Below are 13,611 nucleotides of genomic sequence, written 5' to 3'. Positions count from 1 at the left end.
TCACGATGGCGACCCATGTCTTCGCCGGCCCCACCATCGACGCCGACGACATCCGCCGGATCGTGCCCGACGCGGTGCCGCACCCGCCGGTGCGCCACGGCGACCTGCTGCGGCTCCGGCCCGGGCCGGCGGACACCGTCCTGATCCTGGACGGGCTCTTCTTCCAGGCGCCCGCCGTCCGGCACAAGGAGATCCTGCATCTGGTCCGCGAGGGGGTGCGGGTCGTCGGCGCCAGCAGCATGGGCGCGCTGCGCGCCGCCGAACTGCACCCCTATGGCGTCGTCGGCGTCGGCCAGGTCTTCCAGTGGTACGCGGACGGCACGGTCGTCGCGGACGACGAGGTCGCCGTCGCCCACCTCGACACCGACGACGGCCACGCGCAGCTCTCCGACGCCCTGGTCTCGATCCGGTACGGCCTCCTGTCGGCCATCGGCGAGGCACTCGACCAGGACGAGGCCGACGGCCTGCTGGCGCTGGTCCGCGACCTGCCGTTCCCCCGCCGAAGCTGGTCGGCCCTCTGGCGGCTGGCCGAGCACGGCGGCCTGGCGGCTGCCGCCCGCCGGATGCGCGGGTGGCTCGACGCGCACCCGGACCAGCGGGACGTCAAGCGGCTCGATGCGGTGCGGGCCCTGCACCTGGTACACGACGGGACCCCGGTGGACGCGGCGCCGGTCGACGTCGCGCGCTACGCCACCCTCGACACGGTCTACCTCGCGGACTGGCGCTGGGAGAACGAGGGCACCGAACTCGGCGGCCGGGTCGTGACCGACTACCACGCGCTGGGGTTCCTCCGGCTCTTCCTGCCGGCGTATCCCTCGCTGCACCGCCGGGCGACGCTCGACGCGATCGCCCGGGACGGGGCTCCGGAGGGCAGCGGCGACGCCGGGGCCACGCTCGTCGAGCGGGCACTCGAGGCGGCCCGGGCCCGCAGGGTGTTGGGCTCCGACGACGGGCCGACGACCGGCATGCGCGAATGGTTGTCGGCGGAGGAACAGGCCAGCCTCCCCGATCGGGAACTCGCCGTCCGGGCCCTGGTGCGTTCCTTCCGGACCGAACCCGGCGTCCGCACCGGGCACCGCGTCCCGTCCCTGCTGGCGGCGCAGCCGGCCCTGCTGCGGCTGGCCCGGACCTGCGCCGCCGCCGCAGGTGCCCTCAACGAGACGGCCATGCGGCGCAACAGCGGATTCCAGGTCGAACACATCCGTCATGACCTGGTCGAAACCTTCTTCCGGGACCGCTGGGGCTGCCCCGACCTGGAGATCGCCTGCTGCGACCGGGGGCTGACCGGGCTGGCGCAGCTGCACGAGCTCGGCCGGTACTTCCTGCTCCTGGCGCGCTCCGGCAAGCTGCCGGAGGAGACGCTGAACGCGGTGCCGGGCTGGCCGGACGGGCACCGGACGCCGGGAGACCCGGCCGGTCCCTCCGTTCCCGCCCCTGCCACGAACGCCCTTCCCGGGCCCGCCACGAACGGACGTTGAGATCGCCATGTGTGGAATCACCGGATGGATCGACTTCGGGCGCGACCTACGCACCGCGAGCGCCGCGATCGCGTCGATGACCGCCACGATGTCCTGCCGGGGGCCGGACGCCGAGGGCACCTGGATCGGCCCGCACGCCGCGCTCGGGCACCGGCGGCTCGCCGTCATCGACCTGGAGAACGGCACGCAGCCCATGCTCGACGACCCGGACCGCGACCCGACGGCCGTCATCACCTACAGCGGCGAGGTCTACAACTTCCAGGAGCTACGTGACGAGCTCGCGGCCCGCGGGCACCGCTTCCGGACCCGCAGTGACACCGAGGTCGTCCTGCGGGGCTACCTGGAGTGGGGCGAGGGGCTGCCCGAACGGCTGGTCGGCATGTTCGCGTTCGCCGTCTGGGACAACCGCGACCAGCGGCTCCTTCTTGTCCGGGACCGGCTGGGGGTCAAGCCGCTCTACTACTACCCCACGCCCCGGGGAGTGCTCTTCGGCTCCGAACCGAAGGCCATCCTCGCCCATCCCGAGGCCCGCGCCCAGCTCGGCACCACCGGGCTACGGGAACTCATGACCTGGGTGAACACGCCCGGCCAGGCGATCTTCGAGGGGATGCGGTCGGTCCTGCCCGGTCACGTGCTGAGGTTCGACCGGACGAGCACGTCGGAGACGGCCTACTGGCGCCTGCCCGCGACGGCGCACCAGGACGACCGGGCGACGACCGTCGAGACGGTACGGCGGTTGCTGAGGCGGGCCGTCGCGGGACAGACCGTGGCCGACGTGCCGCTCTGCTCGCTGCTGTCCGGCGGACTCGACTCCAGCACCGTCACCGCGTACGCAGCGGAGGCGCTGGCCGAGCGGGGGGAGGGCCCGCTGCGGTCCTTCGCCGTCGGCTTCTCCCGCCCCGGCATCCCTGGCCAGGACCCGGCCGAGGACGCGTCGTTCGCCGCCAAGCTCGCCGCCACCGTCGGGACCGCCCACGAGACCATCACGCTCAATGCCGCCGACCTGACCGATCCGGCCGCGCGCCTCGCGGTGCTCCGCGCCCGCGACCTGCCGCTCGGGCTGGCCGACATGGACACCTCGCTCTACCTGCTGTTCCGGACGGTGCGCCGGCACTCGACCGTCGCCCTGTCCGGCGAGGGCGCGGACGAGCTCTTCGGCGGGTACCCGTGGTTCCACGACCACGGTGCCACGACTGCGGACACGTTCCCCTGGATGCACCACAGCGCACCCATCGACGTCAGCGGGCCGTCGTTCCTCGACCCGGACCTGCCCCGCCGGCTGGCACTCGACGACTACCGGGCCGACCGGTACGCCGAGGCGGTGCGCGAGGTCCCGGCGCTCGACGGGGAGAACGAGCTCGACGCGCGCATGCGCCGGGTGTCCCACCTGTTCCTCACCCGGTTCATGCCGATGCTGCTGGAACGCAAGGACCGGATGAGCATGGCCGTCGGGTTGGAGGTCCGGGTGCCGTTCTGCGACCACCGGCTCGTCGAGTACGTGTTCAACGTGCCCTGGTCGACGAAGTCCTTCGACGGGAGGGAGAAGAGTCTGCTCCGCGCTGCGGTGGCCGGAACCGTGCCGGGCTTCGTGCTGGACCGCCGGAAGACCCCGTATCCGGCCATCGTGGATCCGGCGTACGACCAGGCGATGCGGCAGAAGCTCGGTGACCTGATGGCGGATTCGAACGCGCCGGTCCGGCCCCTGATGGAACAGTCCAGCGCCCGCGCGGCCTATGCCCTGGTCGAGCAGGCGGAGCCGAGTCAGCTCCAGTTCCTCCGGCTGGGTTTCGAGTCCCTGTTGCGGATCAACGACTGGATGCGCGAATACCGCGTCGAGCTGCTCTGAGGCTTTCCGGAGGCGACGCCCCGCCAGCAGACCCGACCGAAGGAGGACGACATGCCCCAGCCCCGGTTCTGGAAGTTCGACGGCACGCAGACGACGATCTCGGTGCGGACCTGGGACCACGAGGATCCCCGTTACGTAGCCATCGTGGTGCACGGCTACCCGGAGCACGCCGGCCGTTACGCCGACGTCGCCAGCCGGCTCGTCGCGCACGGCGCTGCCGTGTACGGCCCCGACCACATGGGGTTCGGGCTGTCCGACGGCGAACGCGCCTACGTCAAGGACCTTGAGGACATCGTCACGGATGTGCGCACCGTGGCCGAGCAGGCACACGCCGACCACCCCGGAAAGCCGCAGATCGTCATCGGCCACTCGGTCGGTGGCCTCGTCGCCGCCCGGTACGCCCAGCGTTACCCGGACGCCGCGACGGCTCTCGTGCTCGTGGCACCGGTCCTCGGCACCTGGCAGACCGCGACGATGCTGCTCTCGTTCGAGGAGTTCCCGACACAGGTGCACGACATCGGGCCGATGCTGTCCAGGGACGGCCAGGTGGGCGCGGACTTCAACGACGACCTGCTGGTCTGGCACGGCCCCTTCCGCCGGGTGACCCTCGAAGCCATCGCCCGAACGTTGACGGTGGCCAACGACGCCGGTTCCCTCGGCCCGCTGCCGACCCTGTGGTTGCACGGTGACGAGGATGCTCTGGTGCGCCTGGACGACACCCGGCAGGGGATCGAGCTGATCGGCGGCGAGGAGCTGCACCAGCGGCGATATCGCGGGGCCTACCACGACCTGTTCCACGAGACGAACCGGGAGCAGGTCTTCCGCGACATGATCGGCTTCATCGACCAGTTCGTCCCCGAGCCGGACGGACGATGATCGCGCAGGCGGACGCGTCGGTGGCGGCCGTGTGGTGGCTGGTTACCACCGCGTGGTGGCGGTCCCAGCCGGCGTTGGGCTCGGCGTGGAACGGGCTCGGCGTTGGCGACGCTGACCACCGTGCGTCGGCGGCCGCCACGGCGATGCTGTGGGTGGCCGAGGGTGTCGCCGCCGTGGCCCCGCACCGTGCCCGGCGCGTTCGCGCATCCGGCCCTGGGCCGGGTCGGCCCGCACGTCAGGTACTGCGGGTTCTGACTACTCCCGCCAGCCGTCGGGGTTGTTGAACGACTCCCGGGAGATGCCCGACCCGGTGCGCGGCCAGTCGCCGAACCGCTTGTCGTGCAGGTGCGCGAAGAGGTAGCAGAGGCTCTCGCACTCGGCGTCGGTGACCGCCAGGGCGGGGTTGGCCCGCACCGCCTCGTAGAACTCGCGGCCGAGGGCGACGATGTGGCCCCGGGCGTAGAGGAAGCCGTCGTCGGAGCCGTCGGTGACGGCGTGGATGTCGGCGCGGTCGAGGTCGTAGAGCTTCCGCTCGACCACCCGGTCCAGGGCGGTCAGCTCCTCGCTCGACAGGTCGGTGGCGAGGGCACAGAGCTGTTCGACGAACGGGCTCAACCACTCGTCGAGGGCGTCCGGGTCGACGTCGTCGGCCGCCGGGTCCCGCTCCCGCAGGGCCCGGCGCAGCGCCGCCGGCTCGGGGCCCAGCCGCTCCCACGCGGCCTCCACCATGGCCCAGAACCGGGCCTCGTCCTCGACACCTGGCAGCTTCGCGACGCCGTCCACCGAAACACTCATGGGCCGCAGGCTAGCGGTAGGCCCCGACATCCTGTCCGGCCACCGGCGGCGGAGCGGTCACCGGCGGCGGAGCGGTCACCGGCGGCGGGCCAGCAGGTCGGCCACGGTGGCCGGCGAGTACACCCGGCCACGGGCGAGCACCGCCACGACCAGCGGGGCGAGCACCGCGACCAGGCCGAGCAGCGCGGTCTGCTGGTCGGCCGACACCGGCAGCCCGAAGGCGACCAGCAGGCTGAGCACGGCGGCACCGGCGGCGGTGACCCCGCCGACGGTCAGCAGCGGCTCGGAGGCCGCCGACGCGTGCGCGGGAACGGGGACGGGAACGGACTCGGGCATGGCGGGCCTCCTGCGGGCTCCGTCGCGGACAGTGTCGATCGTTCATTCGGTCACGCAGGCGACGATGCGCTGCGCGCCTCCGGCGGTGACGACTGTGACGACCTGCACCGTCGTACCCTCGGGGCACCAGGGCCCCGGCGGGCCGCTCGGGCCGACCGGCCCGGCCTCGCCCTGCGGCCCCCGCTCCCCCGGCGGGCCCGCCTCGCCCCTGGGCCCCTCCGGGCCGGACGCCCCCGGTGGGCCGGCCGGACCACCCGGACCACCCGGGCCGCTCGGACCAGCCGGACCAGCCGGACCGACCGGGCCGCTCGGGCCGGCGGGGCCGGACGGCCCCGGCGGGCCCTGGTCACCGCGTGGCCCCGGCGGGCCGGTGGGACCGCCGGCGCCGTCGAGGCCGGGGACCCCCGGTGGCCCCGGCGGACCGGCCGGGCCGGGATCCCCGGGTACGCCCTTCAGGTCCTCCGGGTCGACGACGCACGTCCCGCCGAGCTGCCGGACCTGCTGGCACAGTTGCTCGGCGCCGGACAGGGCGGTGGCCGCGCGGTGCTGCTGCTGCACGGTCTGCCGTCCCATCGACGCCGCCCACCAGCCGATCGTGGCGGCGATGAGGGCGGTGGCCGCCACGGCGACCACCGCGCGGCGGCGGCCGAGGCGGTTCATCCGTAGTCGTAGCTGAAGGGTCTCGTCGGTCACGCATCACCGCCTGGCTCGTGCGGACGCAGTCTCGTCAGTTCCCGCAGCAGGGAGTCGGCATGGTCCTCGGCCGCCCGCCGGGCGGACCGCGCCTCGTCCACGGCCTGCTGGAGGGTGTCGAGCCGGGCCTCGGCGGCCGAGCGGCGCACCTCCGCCTCGTCGGCGCGCCGCTCGGCCCGGTCGATGGCCTCCTGGTACTCCCTGCGGTCGGCCCGGTTCGCGTTGAGGAGGTACAGGACGACCATGACGAGCAACCCGCCGGCTCCGACCGCGCCGAGACCACCGGGCGGGACGAGAGTCGCCAGGTCCACACGACGTCAGCTCGACAGCCGGGCGGTCAACTCGTCGACGACCTTGCGGGCCATGTCCTGCGGCACCGCCGCCGCGATGGCCGCCGGGGTGAGGCCGGCGGTCGCCAGCGCCTCGCCGAGCCGCTGCGGGGACAGGCCGGCGAGCACCCCGGCGATGATGGCGGGCTCGTCCGTCCAGTCCTTGCCCTGCAGGGTGGTGACCCCGGCGACGACGCCGTCGAGGCGGGCCATCAGGTAGTCGAGCTTGGCGACGATGCTGTTGCTGGCCGCCGCCGGTCCGGCGCCGTCGGGGTCGACGACCCGGCCCATGCTGCTCCCGCCGTAGAACGTGCCTAGGTAGACCTGGTGGATCTCGTTCTCGGCCTTCTCGCTCATGTCGTCCTCCGGTGCAGGTGGGGTGATCAGTCCGATTTCGGTCAGGTAGCGGCGGAACAGCGGGGTCTGGTCCCGGCCCGCCTTGGTCGAGTCGCGGAAGAAGCTGAAGTGGGTGTGCCAGAGGTGGGAACTGTCCCCGGTGCTGCGCTTGCCCAGCCGGTCCCACCGCTTGACCGTCTTGCCGTCGGGGGAATAGATGATCTCTCTGAGGTCCCGCGTGTCGGCCGTGCCGGCGGTGCACTGCCGCACGCACCAGACCGAGAACGAACGCAGGTCGTGGGTGCTCCCGCCGGACTTCACGCTGAAGCCGCCGACGTCCAGACCGGACGCGTCGAGGGTCAGCCCCGAACTGTCCCGGGTGGACTCCACCACGGAATAGTCACCGGGCACCACGCGGTCGGAGCCGCAGTGGTAGCCGCCCCGGTGGGAGGCGTCGCCCACGATGCCGACCTCGGCAGGTTCCAGATCCTGTGGGCGTGAGGTAGTGGGGTCGAGGTCCAGGTGGGCCAGGAGCAGGCTGCGGACAGCCATCAGGTTCGCCGGGGCCCGGGTCATGGGCGCTCCCTTCGGGAGATGGGGAGCCGGGCCAGATGACTACCGAGTGCGATACCCTCCGTTAGGCACAAGCCCGACCAAGTGGTGCACAACGGCGGGCATTTGACCCAAGAGTAACTAGGTCATCACGCTTTCACCAGGGCAAACGCCCCACCTTCGGATAGTGCGACCCAAGCCGACCGCCCGGACGCCCGGTCACCGCCCGTGTCGGCGACAGGGCGGCATCAGCCGGACCCGCTTGGAGACCTTGTCGTAGACGATCTCGTCGGAGCCGTCGTCCCGGCGGCCGGGACGCCGCCCCTAGGCCGACGTCGCCGGCGGACGCCGCCGCCTCCAGGCGTAAGCGAGGGCGAGGGCGACCAGGCCCAGGAGGGCGAGAGCGCCCGCGACGGCCACGCACACGGCGAGCCGGCGTTCGGCCGCCGCGACGTTCGCCGCGTGCTGCCGCAGCAGCTCGGGCGTCGGGTCCTGGTAGGGCAGCGACATCCCGGCCACCTGGAGCAGGGGCAGGCACGGCAGCAGGCAGGCGGCGAGGAGCAGCAGAATCCCGACCGACAGGGCCAGGCGCGCACGCGACATCGCGCCAGACTCCCACAGTCCGGCCCTCACGGGCGGGGGTGGCCGTGGTTGCCCCGTGGGCTGCGCCGGCCGGCGAGGTACTGCTCCAGGGTCTCCCGGCGGGCGCGAATGCGTCGCTCCTGTTCCAGCAGGTCGTCGCGGACCCGCTGGGCCTGGAGCAGCACGTCGGCACAGGCGACCTGGCCGCCGTCGGCGGTGACGCAGGGCATGATGTCGCGCAGGATCTGCGAGGAGAGCCCCGCGGCGAGGAGGTCCTGGATGAACTCCACCTTCTCGATCGCCTCGGGCCCGTAGTCGCGGTATCCGTTGGGGAGGCGCTCGCTGCGGATGAGCCCCTGCTCCTCGTAGTAGCGCAGGGCCCGGGTGCTGGCCCCGGTGGCGTGGCTGAGCTCTCCGATACGCACCGGTTCGTCGCCCCCTCCGGCCGCCGACGTCGACTTGACCTTCACGCTGACGTCAACGTCTAGGTTAGCCGCATGACCACGACATCCGACATGAAGGGCCGCTCCGCCCTCATCACCGGCGGATCGAGCGGCATCGGCGCGGCGATCGCGGAGCAGCTCGCCGGGCACGGGGCAGACCTGGTGCTGGTGGCCCGCGACGCCGAGCGGTTGGCGAAGACCGCCGCCGGCCTGCGCGAGCGACACGGCGTCGCCGTGCTGAGCGTCCCCCTCGCCCTCGACGAACACGACGCTCCCGTCCGCCTCATGAGGACCGTGCAGGAGGCCGGCATCGAGGTGGAGCTGCTGGTCAACAACGCCGGCATGAGTTCGCTGGCCACGGTGGCGGACAGCGACCCCGCCACGCTGCGTCGACTGGTGGACCTCAACGTCGGAGCCCTGACCGAGTTGACCACGCTCGTGGTGACCGGGATGGTCCAGCGGGGGCACGGTTCGGTCATCAACGTCGCCAGCACCGGGGCCTACACGCCGGCACCCGTCCTGGCCGCCTACGCGGCGTCGAAGGCCTACGTCCTCTCGTTCACCCAGGCACTGTGGGCCGAGACCAGGGCCAGCGGCGTCCGGGTGGTGGCGGTGAGCCCGGGGCCGACCCGGACACCGATGAACCCCCGGCCGGGCGGCGGGAAGCGCCAGCCGGCCCAGGTCGCCCGCACCGCGCTCGCCGCCCTGGAGGGAACCGGACCTGCCGTGGTCGACGGGCGGCGCAACACGGTGACGGCGTTCATGATCCGCATGGTGCCGCCACGATTCATGACCATGCTCGCGCTGCGGATGATGGCGCGCGGCCGCTGACCTCACCTCGTCGCCGTCGCACCGACCGGGCCCCCCACGCACGGGAGGCCCGACAAGCAAGGCCCTGACCAGCGTTGAGCTGGCCAGGGCCTCCTGGAGCCGCCTGACGGAATCGAACCGTCGACCTACGCTTACCGAAAGTCACGGGCCGAAGCTTGTCATGAGTGGTCAGATGTTGGCACTGAACTGCTCAAACTAGGTCAGCCACTGGTCAAAGGTTGTCACTGACGGTCGACATTCCGCAGGAGTTTTCGGGGGGTAAAACGGGGGCAACATGTCCGGCACCGGCCCATGACCGGCTTACCGCCGACACGTCATCCAACCTCACCCGGAACACGAGACGCGGCCTATCACCACGCCCGGGCAGCTGCAACGGATTGAGCCGGTACTCCTGAGGACTCCTTCAGCTGCGCCTCGATCGACCAGGATCATCCACGGGTCCCCGTGTGTGAGGCAGCCTTCAGGTCGACGGGCGCCCGGCTTCCCTGCCGCTGCCGCGAGCGCCTGCGGAGGGCGCGGCCCGCAAGGCAGACGGCGCGGCCGATGGACATGAGGCAGGAAAGGTAGTCGGCGAGATCGGCCCACTCGGACAGGAAGCTCATCATGTCCTTCACGCTGACCGGGTGGCGTCCCGGCTATGTCTCCGCCCACTCCCATCGGAAACCGATCACGGTCTGCTCGATGTAGGGGAGGCACATGCAGGCCTGCCCGGAACGCTCGAGCGGCACGATCCGCTCCTGCACCGGGCCACCCAGCATGTGGTCCGACCAGACTGAGAACCACAGGCGTGCCGGTCGCGCCTGCGGCGTGAAGTGCACCGCGACGGTGACGTTCGATGTACGGCCACGGGCCGGCCGGCGGACCTCGGTAACGCCGTTGCCGGGCTCGTACCGGCTCGTGTATTCCAGGGCCGCGCGGTCGCCCTTGCGTAGCGTCTGATCGAGCACGATGTCGTCCGAAATCAGGCCGCCGCCGTACTCGTAGTGACGGCCGATCCGACCGCCATGCGTGACGCTAATCTCGGTCACCGACGGTTCGTGGTTGAACAGGTAACTGTCTACGCCGTCCTCCCTGGCCTCGATGCACTGCACGGTTCGCCGTAATGACAGGTTGCGTTGGTCGTCCACGTAGTAGCGCTCGAACAGGGCCATCGTGCGGTGCCACTGCTGGCGGGCCATCCCGCGCGGTGCAGTCACCGTCTGCGCCACCCCGTCGGCGCCGAGGAAGGTCTGCCACAACTCCTTCTGGTCCTCCTCGGCCATCGCGAATGCACCGATGAAGTGCTCCAGAGTGGTCGCAGTGAGCCGTTCGCCGGAAAAGGCACGGTAGACCACGTTTTTCAGCTTGACCGGCAACGTGCGGTCGCTGTCCGGGCGGATGCCCTCGTCCCACAGGTAGAGGGCGAGAACCTTCGCGACGGCCCGCTGGTTGATCTCCCCACGCTGGCGGTCGCCGTGCACACGCCAGGCCCGGACATAGGTCTGCTGGCTGCGCAGCAGCTGTTGCAGCAGCTCGCCCGTCGCGGCCGCCCGTCGCCGCTGGCCGTTGGTGTCCATTCGGCCCTCCTTCCGGGGACGTACTGGGGACGTAAGGGTGATGTCGTCCGGATGCGACCTGTAGTCACCTGTACACAGCAGACGGTCACTGCTTGATCAATTCAGAAAGGCGGCCATGGCTCGTTGTCATTCGGAAGGAGGATTGCGATGAGTGCAATCGGCCCTATCCATCCCGATGCAGCCACACGACCAAGGCAATCAACTCCGTGGTGCGGCATCGAACGGCGCCCGCCGTGCCCGGATCCAGTGCCAGTTCGTCGTCGGGACGAAGCAGGCTCACCAATTGTTCGACGTGCAGCAGCAATCCGGCGGCTCCGTTGGACGGCCAGGCATTGAATTTTTCCTCCGAGGAGAAGACCGGCACGATCCGCGAACCCCCATGAATCACCGAGGCGACGTGGATGCGTGTGCGATCGCCAGTCGTCTCGCCGCCTCGAACGGGCAGCACTACCCGCCGCACCGTCAGATTCGATGCCGAATGAATAGACGAGTTGCTCGGGCTGCTCATGACCGAACCATAACAACCGATCGTTACGAGAGGAAGCCGCGAAAATGAGTTACCTCAAGGTCGACATCGCCCAGGCCAAGCAGATTGCGACCGACCTGAAGCAGAATGCCGAGGCTCGGGTCTCCGACCTGGCCAGCCTGGGTTCCAAGGTCAATCCGGCGAACGTCTGGGAGGGTGAGGCGTCTCGCGCGTACCAGGACAAGTACGACCAGTGGAAGGCCGCCGAGCAGCGGCTCATCGACGCGCTGCGCGAGCTCGGAGTAGTTGTCGACAAGATCATCACTAACTTCGACGAGGTCAACCGGCAGGGTGCCGGCGCGCTCAGCTAGGCAGCCAGGCACATGCGGATCGAGGTAGACCCAGAGCGCCTCGGCCGCGAGGCCGAGACGCTCCGCGCGCAGCGCTCCGGCATCGACCACGCCCGCCACGAGCTGGACAGCGGCGCTGGCGGTGCGGCCGGCGGCTGCGGGCACGGCGCGGACGGCGGGCTGGCCGGCGCCCTGGGCAAGCTGCGCAACGCCTGGGGCACCGACCTGGAAAGCATTGCCCGCGATGTCGGCGCGGTCGCGGACGTCATGAAGCAGCTGGCGAAGCTCTACGGCGACACCGACACCGCCAGCGCCAAGGCTTTCGAGTAAAGAGGGAGGTGCCGGTCGTGGTGGATCTGTTCGGCGGTACCCGCCTGCCCGATGAGGGCCGACTGGCAGCCGGCGCCTCCGGTCTGCACAACGCCGCCGACGCGCTCGCCGGCCGTGCCGCACATGTGCGACGGCTGGCTGGCGCGATCGGCCCCGGCCTATGGGTTGACAACTCCAGCACCCGCGCCCGCCACCTGCTCGAGGGCATCGCGGAGGAGCTGTCAACCGGCGCCCACGCGCTGCGCGGCGCCGGCGACGCGCTCAGCCTGGCGGCCCGCCGGGTGGGCACGCATCGGCGCCGGCACCAGGAGGTCGAGGAGCGCCTGCTGCGCCTGCAACGCTCCCCGCTCGATCTCACCTCCGACCCGCAGCGCGCGGCCGAGATACTGCGGCTGACCCAGGAGCGCCGGTCCATCGAGCGTGACGTGACGATAGTGATGACGCAAGCCAGGACGGTCATCGAGCAGAGCGCGGCCCGCGCCGCCCGGCACCGGCAGCAGTCCCGCAGCGGCTTGGATGCGTTCCTGCACGCCCTCGGCTCCGGGGCGTCGTGGGTCGGCGACCGCGTGGTGGACGGCGGCAGAATCGTCGGGTCGTTCGCCCGTGGAGTGTGGGACGGCGTCTGGGAGATCGGCGAGCTGGCGTACGGGCTGGGCATGTTCAGCCAGCGGATGAGCCCCGTGTCGCCGTTCTTCAACCCCGGCGCGGCGCTGAAAGACGTCCAGGGCTTCGTGGACGGCGCGACGCGTTTCGGCGAGGCGTTCGCGGCCGACCCGGCCGGAGTGACCCGCGAGGTCGGCAAGGCGATCATCGACTGGGAGGATCTCAAAACCGACCCGGCGCACTGGGCCGGGAGCCGGGTGCCGGACATCGCGCTCACCTTGGCCACTGCGGGCGGCAGTGCCGCCGTGAAGGGCGGTACGGCGGTCAAGGCGGCGTCGAAAATCGACGGAGCGGCCATCGCCTTCGACGGCGCATTGGCGCGCAGTAAGGTCACGATGAGCATCGAGGAGCGCCTCGACAGTGGCATCGATATTCGACGATGGGAACATAAGTCGATCGCCTTGGATGCGACGAAGACGGGCCACATCATCAAGAAGCATGTGAACACCACGACCCTGTCGAATGAAGATTTCCTCGCCACCAAGACGCGGAATCTCGAAGGGGTCTTTGCCTCCGAGGCTCGAGCCAATGAACTCATTGAGGGCCATATTCGCGGCAACCTGCTGGCGCTTAAGGAGTGGATGCGCTCGAATGAACCGACGCTTGTCGACATTGTCAAGGTAGACGGTGAAGTTGGCTTGGCGAGGAAAAACGGCGTTGTTCAGGTAACGAGCTATATGAAGATCGTCTATCAGAAGTCGACGGAGGTCCCGGAAGGTTTTATCGTCGAGACGGCGTTCCCCAAGTTCAGGCAGAATCAGTAGAGGCTTAAGGCGATGAGTGAACCTTCTTACCCAAGTTACCGTTCGAGTGCCGAGATGCTGCCGGCCCAACGATTCTTTTTCATGTACTTCATGGCTGACTCATTGGACGACCAGCTCGACGTCGAAGAAGCCGTGGACGCCTACCTGCTCGGTCAGGCGGGACCCGATCCGGACGGACGCCGCCTCCTCGACGAGTTGGACGACCTTATCGCCGGTCCGCTGACTGACGATCAGATCGCTGACCGCATCGAAGTCGAATGGGATGCGGATGGAGGTCCGGGTGACGTCGGAGCAACCGCCCGCGAGTTGCTGCGGCGCATCCGAGCCCACCTGATGCGCCGAGCTGCCGAGTCGGCCTGATTGCCTCTTCGATCGAGTGGAGTCT

General features: G+C 70.4%; 17 protein-coding genes. 8 read left to right on the top strand and 9 right to left on the bottom strand.

The window, feature by feature from the left end:
* Window positions 1-5: 5 nt before the first annotated feature.
* Genes O7633_RS21390 through O7633_RS21380 form a run of 3 tightly spaced genes read left to right on the top strand, consistent with a single transcriptional unit; the run spans window position 6 to window position 4,200 of the window.
* Entirely contained in the window at window positions 6-1,478 is a 1,473-nt protein-coding gene (locus O7633_RS21390; RefSeq protein ID WP_282323669.1) for a TfuA-like protein, read from the top strand.
* 7 nt (window positions 1,479-1,485) lie between these two features.
* Window positions 1,486-3,324: an asparagine synthase (glutamine-hydrolyzing) gene (asnB, locus tag O7633_RS21385; protein WP_282323668.1), complete on the top strand. Its 1,839-nt coding sequence runs from the start codon at window positions 1,486-1,488 to the stop codon at window positions 3,322-3,324.
* Between the two features lie 51 nt (window positions 3,325-3,375).
* On the top strand, window positions 3,376-4,200 hold the full coding sequence (locus O7633_RS21380) for an alpha/beta fold hydrolase (RefSeq protein ID WP_282323667.1): 825 nt from the start codon (window positions 3,376-3,378) through the stop codon (window positions 4,198-4,200).
* 255 nt (window positions 4,201-4,455) lie between these two features.
* Here the strand turns inward: O7633_RS21380 and O7633_RS21375 are convergent, their stop codons facing one another.
* The 7 genes from O7633_RS21375 to O7633_RS21345 all read right to left on the bottom strand — a co-directional run bounded on the left by O7633_RS21375 (window position 4,456) and on the right by O7633_RS21345 (window position 8,248).
* Window positions 4,456-4,995 carry a DUF4240 domain-containing protein gene (locus O7633_RS21375; protein WP_282323666.1) on the bottom strand — a complete coding sequence of 180 codons (540 nt, stop codon included), beginning with the start codon at window positions 4,993-4,995 and terminating at the stop codon, window positions 4,456-4,458.
* Between the two features lie 75 nt (window positions 4,996-5,070).
* A complete protein-coding gene (locus O7633_RS21370) occupies window positions 5,071-5,331 on the bottom strand; it encodes a hypothetical protein (RefSeq protein ID WP_074475325.1) in 261 nt (86 codons plus the stop codon).
* A gap of 42 nt (window positions 5,332-5,373) precedes the next feature.
* Entirely contained in the window at window positions 5,374-6,024 is a 651-nt protein-coding gene (locus O7633_RS21365) for a hypothetical protein (RefSeq protein ID WP_282323665.1), read from the bottom strand.
* The gene (locus O7633_RS21360; protein ID WP_178063019.1) at window positions 6,021-6,335 is read right to left on the bottom strand and encodes a hypothetical protein; all 315 of its coding nucleotides are present in this window, start codon (window positions 6,333-6,335) and stop codon (window positions 6,021-6,023) included. Before O7633_RS21360 ends, O7633_RS21365 begins: the two co-directional genes overlap by 4 nt.
* Before the next feature lie 6 nt (window positions 6,336-6,341).
* Window positions 6,342-7,265: a hypothetical protein gene (locus tag O7633_RS21355; RefSeq protein WP_282323664.1), complete on the bottom strand. Its 924-nt coding sequence runs from the start codon at window positions 7,263-7,265 to the stop codon at window positions 6,342-6,344.
* Window positions 7,266-7,565: 300 nt separating this feature from the next.
* On the bottom strand, window positions 7,566-7,844 hold the full coding sequence (locus O7633_RS21350; protein ID WP_282323663.1) for a hypothetical protein: 279 nt from the start codon (window positions 7,842-7,844) through the stop codon (window positions 7,566-7,568).
* Window positions 7,845-7,870: 26 nt separating this feature from the next.
* Window positions 7,871-8,248 carry a MerR family transcriptional regulator gene (locus O7633_RS21345; RefSeq protein WP_282323662.1) on the bottom strand — a complete coding sequence of 126 codons (378 nt, stop codon included), beginning with the start codon at window positions 8,246-8,248 and terminating at the stop codon, window positions 7,871-7,873.
* A gap of 72 nt (window positions 8,249-8,320) precedes the next feature.
* On the opposite strand from O7633_RS21345, the gene O7633_RS21340 reads away from it, so the two are divergent.
* The gene (locus O7633_RS21340; protein ID WP_282323661.1) at window positions 8,321-9,097 is read left to right on the top strand and encodes an SDR family NAD(P)-dependent oxidoreductase; all 777 of its coding nucleotides are present in this window, start codon (window positions 8,321-8,323) and stop codon (window positions 9,095-9,097) included.
* Between the two features lie 635 nt (window positions 9,098-9,732).
* Here O7633_RS21340 and O7633_RS21335 read toward each other — a convergent pair.
* Window positions 9,733-10,653, bottom strand: a complete 921-nt coding sequence (locus tag O7633_RS21335) for a hypothetical protein (RefSeq protein ID WP_282323660.1) — start codon at window positions 10,651-10,653, stop codon at window positions 9,733-9,735.
* A 163-nt stretch (window positions 10,654-10,816) separates the two neighbouring features.
* The gene (locus O7633_RS21330) at window positions 10,817-11,161 is read right to left on the bottom strand and encodes an SseB family protein (RefSeq protein ID WP_282323659.1); all 345 of its coding nucleotides are present in this window, start codon (window positions 11,159-11,161) and stop codon (window positions 10,817-10,819) included.
* 44 nt (window positions 11,162-11,205) lie between these two features.
* On the opposite strand from O7633_RS21330, the gene O7633_RS21325 reads away from it, so the two are divergent.
* From O7633_RS21325 to O7633_RS21310, 4 genes are read left to right on the top strand one after another with little or no spacing between them, the layout of a single operon-like run.
* Window positions 11,206-11,490 carry a WXG100 family type VII secretion target gene (locus O7633_RS21325; RefSeq protein ID WP_282323658.1) on the top strand — a complete coding sequence of 95 codons (285 nt, stop codon included), beginning with the start codon at window positions 11,206-11,208 and terminating at the stop codon, window positions 11,488-11,490.
* A 12-nt stretch (window positions 11,491-11,502) separates the two neighbouring features.
* A complete protein-coding gene (locus tag O7633_RS21320) occupies window positions 11,503-11,799 on the top strand; it encodes a hypothetical protein (RefSeq protein WP_282323657.1) in 297 nt (98 codons plus the stop codon).
* 17 nt (window positions 11,800-11,816) lie between these two features.
* Entirely contained in the window at window positions 11,817-13,226 is a 1,410-nt protein-coding gene (locus O7633_RS21315; protein WP_282323656.1) for an RNase A-like domain-containing protein, read from the top strand.
* Between the two features lie 12 nt (window positions 13,227-13,238).
* Window positions 13,239-13,586, top strand: a complete 348-nt coding sequence (locus O7633_RS21310) for a contact-dependent growth inhibition system immunity protein (protein ID WP_282323655.1) — start codon at window positions 13,239-13,241, stop codon at window positions 13,584-13,586.
* Window positions 13,587-13,611: the final 25 nt, after the last annotated feature.

The sequence above is a fragment of the Micromonospora sp. WMMD712 genome, assembly GCF_029581295.1.
GTDB classification, from domain to species: domain Bacteria; phylum Actinomycetota; class Actinomycetes; order Mycobacteriales; family Micromonosporaceae; genus Micromonospora; species Micromonospora carbonacea.
The sequence above is the reverse complement of the archived record's forward strand: the minus strand, read 5'-3'. Positions and strand labels throughout refer to the sequence as shown.

Excerpts from the sequence above, each read along its gene's own strand:
- O7633_RS21390 (WP_282323669.1), top strand. The coding sequence starts at position 6 with ATGGCGACCCATGTCTTCGCCGGCCCCACCATCGACGCCGACGACATC.
- asnB (WP_282323668.1), top strand. The coding sequence starts at position 1,486 with ATGTGTGGAATCACCGGATGGATCGACTTCGGGCGCGACCTACGCACC.
- O7633_RS21380 (WP_282323667.1), top strand. The coding sequence starts at position 3,376 with ATGCCCCAGCCCCGGTTCTGGAAGTTCGACGGCACGCAGACGACGATC.
- O7633_RS21375 (WP_282323666.1), bottom strand. The coding sequence starts at position 4,995 with ATGAGTGTTTCGGTGGACGGCGTCGCGAAGCTGCCAGGTGTCGAGGAC.
- O7633_RS21370 (WP_074475325.1), bottom strand. The coding sequence starts at position 5,331 with ATGCCCGAGTCCGTTCCCGTCCCCGTTCCCGCGCACGCGTCGGCGGCC.
- O7633_RS21355 (WP_282323664.1), bottom strand. The coding sequence starts at position 7,265 with ATGACCCGGGCCCCGGCGAACCTGATGGCTGTCCGCAGCCTGCTCCTG.
- O7633_RS21350 (WP_282323663.1), bottom strand. The coding sequence starts at position 7,844 with ATGTCGCGTGCGCGCCTGGCCCTGTCGGTCGGGATTCTGCTGCTCCTC.
- O7633_RS21340 (WP_282323661.1), top strand. The coding sequence starts at position 8,321 with ATGACCACGACATCCGACATGAAGGGCCGCTCCGCCCTCATCACCGGC.
- O7633_RS21335 (WP_282323660.1), bottom strand. The coding sequence starts at position 10,653 with ATGGACACCAACGGCCAGCGGCGACGGGCGGCCGCGACGGGCGAGCTG.
- O7633_RS21330 (WP_282323659.1), bottom strand. The coding sequence starts at position 11,161 with ATGAGCAGCCCGAGCAACTCGTCTATTCATTCGGCATCGAATCTGACG.
- O7633_RS21325 (WP_282323658.1), top strand. The coding sequence starts at position 11,206 with ATGAGTTACCTCAAGGTCGACATCGCCCAGGCCAAGCAGATTGCGACC.
- O7633_RS21320 (WP_282323657.1), top strand. The coding sequence starts at position 11,503 with ATGCGGATCGAGGTAGACCCAGAGCGCCTCGGCCGCGAGGCCGAGACG.
- O7633_RS21310 (WP_282323655.1), top strand. The coding sequence starts at position 13,239 with ATGAGTGAACCTTCTTACCCAAGTTACCGTTCGAGTGCCGAGATGCTG.